Origin of the sequence: Sphingobium trunci, from assembly GCF_022664535.1 — a bacterium.
In the GTDB taxonomy this organism is placed as follows: Bacteria; Pseudomonadota; Alphaproteobacteria; order Sphingomonadales; family Sphingomonadaceae; genus Sphingobium.
Genome location: NZ_JAKUJY010000014.1, coordinates 108,907 through 115,173, shown reverse-complemented (window position 1 = coordinate 115,173; position 6,267 = coordinate 108,907). Strand labels below are relative to the sequence as shown.

General features: G+C 60.1%; 10 protein-coding genes and 1 pseudogene. 8 read left to right on the top strand and 3 right to left on the bottom strand.

Annotated elements, in window-relative coordinates; genetic code table 11:
* Positions 1-354 (top strand): annotated as a pseudogene (locus tag MJ601_RS13615) (MFS transporter); the annotation flags it as partial.
* A 393-nt stretch (positions 355-747) separates the two neighbouring features.
* Here the strand turns inward: MJ601_RS13615 and MJ601_RS13610 are convergent.
* The gene (locus tag MJ601_RS13610; RefSeq protein WP_242127300.1) at positions 748-1,062 is read right to left on the bottom strand and encodes a type II toxin-antitoxin system RelE/ParE family toxin; all 315 of its coding nucleotides are present in this window, start codon (positions 1,060-1,062) and stop codon (positions 748-750) included.
* Position 1,063: 1 nt separating this feature from the next.
* The gene (locus MJ601_RS13605) at positions 1,064-1,312 is read right to left on the bottom strand and encodes a ribbon-helix-helix domain-containing protein (RefSeq protein WP_242127298.1); all 249 of its coding nucleotides are present in this window, start codon (positions 1,310-1,312) and stop codon (positions 1,064-1,066) included.
* 414 nt (positions 1,313-1,726) lie between these two features.
* Here MJ601_RS13605 and MJ601_RS13600 point away from each other — a divergent pair, with 414 nt between their 5' ends.
* From MJ601_RS13600 to MJ601_RS13580, 5 genes are all read left to right on the top strand, one after another.
* Entirely contained in the window at positions 1,727-2,098 is a 372-nt protein-coding gene (locus tag MJ601_RS13600) for a DUF2513 domain-containing protein (protein ID WP_242127296.1), read from the top strand.
* The gene (locus MJ601_RS13595) at positions 2,095-2,289 is read left to right on the top strand and encodes a DUF6961 family protein (RefSeq protein ID WP_348635582.1); all 195 of its coding nucleotides are present in this window, start codon (positions 2,095-2,097) and stop codon (positions 2,287-2,289) included. Before MJ601_RS13600 ends, MJ601_RS13595 begins: the two co-directional genes overlap by 4 nt.
* 105 nt (positions 2,290-2,394) lie before the next feature.
* Positions 2,395-3,033 (top strand): hypothetical protein, encoded by a 639-nt coding sequence (locus MJ601_RS13590; RefSeq protein ID WP_242127294.1) that lies wholly within the window; start codon positions 2,395-2,397, stop codon positions 3,031-3,033.
* A gap of 27 nt (positions 3,034-3,060) precedes the next feature.
* The gene (locus MJ601_RS13585) at positions 3,061-3,453 is read left to right on the top strand and encodes a hypothetical protein (RefSeq protein WP_242127292.1); all 393 of its coding nucleotides are present in this window, start codon (positions 3,061-3,063) and stop codon (positions 3,451-3,453) included.
* Between the two features lie 140 nt (positions 3,454-3,593).
* Positions 3,594-4,037 (top strand): hypothetical protein, encoded by a 444-nt coding sequence (locus MJ601_RS13580; RefSeq protein ID WP_242127290.1) that lies wholly within the window; start codon positions 3,594-3,596, stop codon positions 4,035-4,037.
* Positions 4,038-4,421: 384 nt separating this feature from the next.
* On the opposite strand, the gene MJ601_RS13575 is transcribed toward MJ601_RS13580, so the two are convergent.
* Positions 4,422-4,628 (bottom strand): hypothetical protein, encoded by a 207-nt coding sequence (locus MJ601_RS13575; RefSeq protein ID WP_242127288.1) that lies wholly within the window; start codon positions 4,626-4,628, stop codon positions 4,422-4,424.
* Between the two features lie 155 nt (positions 4,629-4,783).
* On the opposite strand from MJ601_RS13575, the gene MJ601_RS13570 reads away from it, so the two are divergent.
* Positions 4,784-5,119, top strand: coding sequence for a hypothetical protein (locus tag MJ601_RS13570; RefSeq protein WP_242127286.1), 336 nt, complete (start codon positions 4,784-4,786; stop codon positions 5,117-5,119).
* A gap of 113 nt (positions 5,120-5,232) precedes the next feature.
* Positions 5,233-6,003, top strand: coding sequence for a Crp/Fnr family transcriptional regulator (locus MJ601_RS13565; protein WP_242127284.1), 771 nt, complete (start codon positions 5,233-5,235; stop codon positions 6,001-6,003).
* Positions 6,004-6,267: the final 264 nt, after the last annotated feature.

The window sequence follows — 6,267 nt, the reverse complement described above, 5'->3', positions numbered from 1 at the left end:
GAGCCCGACGAGCAGGCAAATGCGGCGGGCCTGTCCAACTTCATGCGTACGCTTGCAGGTGCCTTCGCCACCTCGCTGGTCCAGAGCGGCTGGTCGAACGCGACCCGCGCCAACCAGACCGAGCTCGCAGGCGCGATGACCAACGGCGGTCACTTGCTCGACGGCGCGGCTGCGGCCGGCGTGCCGCAAGACCTGTCGGTCCACCTGCTCGACCTGATCGTCCAAGGCCAGAGCCTAATGCTGGCGACGCTCAATATGTTCGGGATAATCGCCGTCTGCCTCGGAGCCTCGGCCGCGATCATCTGGCTCGTGCCCAAGCCGCAAGGCCCGATCGACACTAGCGGCGCGCATTGAATAGCTCGCGGTGGCAGACCGGTGGTCTGCCGCCGCCTTTGTTTCGGTCCATTTGACTGCAAGCGGACCAACCGCTCCTTAACGAATGACCGCTCTTAACGAATGAGCCAATGTCCGTGTTTGTCTGCTTTGTCGGCGGCCATTACCGGCCCGTAGCACCGGCGTGCCGGCGGCGGCAATCGCCATCGCCGCGCAAAACCGGGCTTTCCGGACACGCCCAATATGGGTCGTTCAGCGAAATTTCGATCGATCCCAATACCGACCACTGGTTCGGCTGTTCACATTCACGCAATCTGGCACGGTCCCTGGCCGTGTTTGAAAAACGATTTTGCGTCGTCGATTGCTCCGGGTTCGTACGCGCTCCAGTCAATAGCCGTTCCATCGGGCGGTTGATCAGGGCGCGATGTCCTCGCGGAAGCGATCCATCTGGTGCATTCGCTCGTGCAGGATCGTCGCGATGCCGACCGTGCCATCGGCGAACTGGCGCCAATAGATGTAATGATGCGCGTGCCGGCAGTAGAAGCCGTCCACGCCGAATTCGGCCGGCACAGCGCGCCAGACCTGATCGCGGCGCACGATGCGGTCGAAGCACCCGAAGAGCTCCCGCACATAGGTTTCCGCCTGCGCTTCGCCCCATGTGTCGCGGGTATAGACGTAAATCTCGTCGAGGCGTTGCCCGGCGATCGCCGAGACCGTGAAGTCGGTCATGTCAGCCGCGACGACGGTTGCGCGTGATCACCGCGTCCGCATCGAGCGGCGCATAGCTGGATTGGGGCGCGGCGAAAGCCCGGCTTAACTCGGCTTTGAGCCGGTCGAATTGCTCGGCTTCGGTTCGCTCCTTGTCGCGGCGGATCAGGTCGCGGACATATTCGCTGACATTCTCATAGGCACCCTGGTCGCCGACATTGGTGGCGACGAAATCGCCCAGCGCGCCGCCGATGCGGACATTGAGGGTCATGGGCTTATTCATGTGTCTCAATATAGTGGAAGAATGTGGACATGCAAGCCGCTTCGCATGGGGGCGATGCGAACTATCGATCAGTCACTCACCCGTGCAAGACTGGGACGTCTGCTCTCGCCGAAACCCTCCGCCAGCGCGTCGTGATCCATTGCGAGCACTGGACGAGTCGGAGCGTGAGCTTGACCGACGCGCCGGCCACCAAGGAGCAGATGTCGCTTACCTTCGATTTTCACCTCTCGACAGCAAACGGGCAGCTTTTCAGTCTGAGAGGTCGGAGGCAAGCCGCCGCACTGATCCTTAACGGCTATCGGACGGTCAGCTGGGGAGCAACGCCTGACTCATGAGAGGGTCGAAAATGTATAGGTTCCTTTTTCTCTGTCCTATTTGATCCCTATTTGTTCTTATGGGTCCATGAAGCGCAATCCGGATCTGATTCGTGATCTCATGCTCGCTCTTGAGAAGGAGGAAGCGGGGGAACTTTTGCGGGTGCCTGATTTGCCCGGCTACGCTCGGCACCAAGTCGATCATCATTTCAGACTGCTGGTGGAAGCTGGCCTCGCTTCCGCGGGTTATGTGTCATCCGACGGTCGACGGTGGGTTGCCGTCCGGTTGACATGGTTGGGGCATGATCAGCTCGACATGATCCGTGACCAACATGTCTGGAGGCATATGAAAGCCGCCATGAAGAAGGCCGGCTCCTGGTCGCTGGAGACGATGGGCGTCATCGCACGCGCGATCGTCATCGAGCGGCTTGATGCGCTGGGCATAGGGGTAAATCCATGAAGATGACAGACGACGATATCGCACTGGGAGCAGCCATGATGCTGCTGAGGCGGCATGGCCATCTGGCGCCCCGGAGGGTGGCGGAGCGCATCGGCGAACTGGCTCTTGCTGGAGATCGCGAAGGTATTCGGATCTGGAAACGGATAGCCTCCCGGATGGATGAGATCATCCAGCCCGGAGCCGCGCAGTAGAGCAACGGCAGGTTCAACGTCTCAGGATAAGTGGCTTGACTTCCTTCCGGCCGCGGGCAACACCGCGTCATGACCTTGGGGAAGGTCAAAAACGGGGGAATATCAATGAGATTGATCCATGTTGCGCTGGTGTGCGCGATCTCTGCGCCGACTCTGGCCGCCGCGGAGGTGACCGCGCCTGGGCCCGCTATCCTGGCCGTCGGACCTGCCGCGGGGAACGTCCTTCGCACTGGCACGGAAATCCAGCTGAAGATGGAAGAGCAGCTGACAACCGAAGGCAAGAAGCTTCGGGTCGGCCAGCACTTTCGTCTTTCGGTGATCGAGCCGGTAACCGTAGGCGGACAGATCGTCATCCCGGTAGGCTCGCCGGCAATGGGAGAAGTGACCGAGGTCCGTAACAAGGGGATGTGGGGTAAATCCGGGCACCTTACCGCCTCTCTCCTTCATGTCAGCGTCAACGGCCGCCAGATCCGACTGAGCGGCACCTTCGATGACAAGGGCGTGACCGGAACCGCGGGCGTGGTGGCTGCGGTGGCCTTCGTTCCCGTGGTCGGCTTCTTCACAACCGGGACCAGCGCGAAGGTCGCCGCAGGCTCGCAGGTCAAGGGGTTCATCGGTGAAGATGTGCCGCTGGTGTTCGCCGAGGCCGTAACTCCCCCCGCCATGGCCGTTCCTGCCGCAGCAGCCGTTTCTGCCCCCGCTACGGAACAGCCTGCTGCCTTGCCAACCGCGGCTACGAAATAATCCGCCCATTCGAAAAGGACTGAGATCATGCGTTTCATTCTGCCTGCTGCCTTGGTGGTCGCCATCGCTTCTCCCGTGCTTGCCCAGCCCGCTCCCAAGCAGCCGCTGATCCATGAGGAAGTCGGTGTACCGGTGTTTCCCTATGACATCACCGATCGGCCATATGAGGTGCTTGGCGAGGTGAAGGCTGGCGTCCGCAAGGCCACCATCTTCAGCAAATCGTCGTCGCAGGACAAGATTTACGCGGAGCTTTGGGAACGCGGAAAGAAGCTTGGAGCGGATGCCGTCATCAAGGCACAATATGGCGACGCTCACATATCCGCGTTCAGCTGGGGCAAGACAAACGCGACAGGCGTGGCGGTTCGTTTTCTTCCTGCAGGTAGCGTAGCGGCGCCGGCCGCGGCGCCGGCAACCAACTGACAACCATGTTCCGAGCGGCGCTGATCGCCTGCCTTATCGGTTCGAATGTGACGACCGCCGCTCAGGAAGCCGTCACTATAGCTCCGCAATCAGCTCCTGCGGTTGCTGTATCATCACCCCACTGGGTGCAGGGGATGGACGTGGAACTGATGGTCGTCCGAGAGGTGAACAGCCGGTCCGCGAAGGCCGGTGACCGGTTCAGGCTGCGCGTCAATGCTCCGGTCGTGTTGGACAATTTCACGGTCATTCCGGTCGGGGCCAGTGCCTGGGGGGAAGTCATCTCCGCCAGAGGGACAGGCGCGGCTGGCGGGAAGGGTCAGCTCAGCCTCCGCCTCCTGCACGTTGATACCGCTTGGGGGCCGGTGCCGCTGACCGGAACGAAAGGCGCCGAGGGCAAGGCGAACACCGGCGGCGTAATCCTAGGGGTGCTGGGTTTTGGTCTGCTGGGGCTGCTCAACAAGGGAGGCAATGCCACGTTCAAGGCAGGCGACATCATTCATGGTTATATCGCTGAAGGCGAAGTTCCCACAGCCGCACCCCTTACCGTGCCGACCGAAGCGCGCCCACTGCGTGCTGGTGACTGAGAGGAGCAGGTCCGGAAGGATGTCGCTCTGCCCGGTCCCGTCGATTGAAGGACGGCCAGTTCCAGAAACTCCACGCTCGTGGGCTTTGCTTCTGCGTTGCGCCGCAGGATGGGTGAATAGCAGGCGGCAGTACGAGCTGGAGGTTTTCCTGACGCGTCTCGTCTGTCTGGATTTGTGATCTGCCCGGCTCCCTTGCGCTCTGACGCATCGCGGTTCGGCCACCATATGATCATATCCAGGTACTGATGATCCGTTTTCGAAGCCGCATGGGTCCGGTTAGTCGGCTACGGTGCGGCGGTTCGTCCCGCGGACTCACCAAATGGACGCCGCTCCCAAACGCAGCGCTGACGGCATCGGGATTGAAGCTGGACTATGCAGATCCAACTATCGGTACTTTCTGGCGATGCCTTTGCCTGCCATGGCAAAGGCGGCGATGATGATCCAGGCGATCAGGAAATGCCCGATGAGGAACGGCCAGCCATGGCTCTCATCGTGGTTTACCCCCGCTATCAGAGCCGCACATAAGGTAATTATCGCGTACGAAGAGCGGCGGAGTCCTGACGTTTTGCGCATGCGCCCATATTCCCTCATCGCCGTCTCATGCCAGAGATCTTCATCGGGAAACACCAGAAAAAGGCGAAATAAATTTCGCGGCGGAGCGCAGCACTATAACCCATTGCATATAATCTTTCATTTTGGCTTCAAGCCCGCCATAGGGGCATGATCGCTTTGTGTCCGGGGGGGGCATGCGGATCTGGGCTTTAGTGATCGCCATGCGGGTGGCGGCTGTCATAGCCGTTGCTCATGCCTGGGAGTCTTCTGACCCGGCGGGCATGCCGCAATCAGCCGATCCCAATCTGATTGTCACCGGCGAGAAAACAAGCCGATCCCTTCATGACACCATTGCAAGCGTTGCGGTCACCCCGAGCTCCTCGATCCATGAACAGAACCTCATCTCTGCTTACGACATCCTTGATCGCGCGCCGAATCTGGTGGTTGACGGCAATCGCACCACCTTTTCCATAAGAGGCGTTGACGCCTTCAATGTCACAGGCGGTGGCGACGGTCTTGATCAAGTTTAGGCAAACAAGCCTTGGCCTCGGGTTGATACGTGATAAGGTCGAAGTATCGCCGATCAATTGCCCGCAGGCTTCGTCGACTGAGAGTGTTTCGTGCTCCCGCTTGCAAAGACGGGATGCATGCATTGCCTTACTCTCAGAACCTGCAACGTTTCCTCGACAGGCTTTCTCTTCGCTCGATCCTCACGAAGGAAGAAAGGCAAGCAATATTGAGCCTGCCCGGTCATGCCAAACAGGTCGAAGCGAACGTTGACTTCGTGGCCCTAGGAGAGACGGTCGCCCATTCCTGTCTGGTCGTTGCGGGGCTAATCGGTCGTTTCGATCAGAACACGAATGGGATCCGTCAAATCACAGCGATCCACATACCCGGAGATGTGGCTGATCTTCATTCAGTGGTACAGCCGCAGGCGACCTCCGCTCTCCAGGCGCTCTCTGTCGCGACGGTTTTGCAGATCCCCCATGCGGCGCTGAGACTGGCGACGGCACAGCATCCGGCCTTGGCTGAAATTCTGTGGCGGGACTGCATGGTGGATGCCGCAATCCTCTCGCAGTGGGTGGTAAACGTAGGGAGGCGAGAAGCAAAGGTTCGCATCGCTCATTTGCTTTGCGAAATGGCTTCAAGGCTCGGCGCGCCGACTGCTGCTAACGCCTTCTCGTTTCCATTCATGGTCACGCAGGTTCAGCTCGCGGACGCGACTGGGTTGACGGGCGTTCATGTAAATCGGGTGCTGAAGACGCTGCGAGAGGACGGCTTGGCGGACGTTCGCAGGCGCGAGGTTACAGTTCACGACTGGGAAGCTTTGGTTGCGGCGGGAGAGTTCGACCCGAACTATCTACAGGCTGATATCAGGCCAGATGAGAGATTGAGGATCGTCCAGCCCGCCTGAGTGGCTCGATTGGCTACAACGGTCCGGAGCATCGTGTTACCCAATCCTGCTCGGATCTCATCCTCATCTGATGGCTCCGCTTGGCTCGTTTTCTGGGAGCGGCGGGCTGAGACCCGCTTCTATCCAACGGGCAGAGGGCTATTCCTACCACGACCCGGCAATCCGACGCAGCAATGATCGAGGCCGGGGACGAAGATGTTCGGCGCAATGTGATTGACGTGGCGCTGGCGCCGCGCTGGCATCGCCCTTGGGGAGCATGTCATG

What these genes read in the sequence shown, in the direction of transcription:
- MJ601_RS13585 (WP_242127292.1), top strand. Translation starts at nt 3,061, where the DNA reads ATGCGTTTCATTCTGCCTGCTGCCTTGGTGGTCGCCATCGCTTCTCCC.
- MJ601_RS13590 (WP_242127294.1), top strand. Translation starts at nt 2,395, where the DNA reads ATGAGATTGATCCATGTTGCGCTGGTGTGCGCGATCTCTGCGCCGACT.
- MJ601_RS13600 (WP_242127296.1), top strand. Translation starts at nt 1,727, where the DNA reads ATGAAGCGCAATCCGGATCTGATTCGTGATCTCATGCTCGCTCTTGAG.
- MJ601_RS13575 (WP_242127288.1), bottom strand. Translation starts at nt 4,628, where the DNA reads ATGAGGGAATATGGGCGCATGCGCAAAACGTCAGGACTCCGCCGCTCT.
- MJ601_RS13570 (WP_242127286.1), top strand. Translation starts at nt 4,784, where the DNA reads ATGCGGATCTGGGCTTTAGTGATCGCCATGCGGGTGGCGGCTGTCATA.
- MJ601_RS13565 (WP_242127284.1), top strand. Translation starts at nt 5,233, where the DNA reads ATGCATGCATTGCCTTACTCTCAGAACCTGCAACGTTTCCTCGACAGG.
- MJ601_RS13610 (WP_242127300.1), bottom strand. Translation starts at nt 1,062, where the DNA reads ATGACCGACTTCACGGTCTCGGCGATCGCCGGGCAACGCCTCGACGAG.
- MJ601_RS13605 (WP_242127298.1), bottom strand. Translation starts at nt 1,312, where the DNA reads ATGACCCTCAATGTCCGCATCGGCGGCGCGCTGGGCGATTTCGTCGCC.
- MJ601_RS13595 (WP_348635582.1), top strand. Translation starts at nt 2,095, where the DNA reads ATGAAGATGACAGACGACGATATCGCACTGGGAGCAGCCATGATGCTG.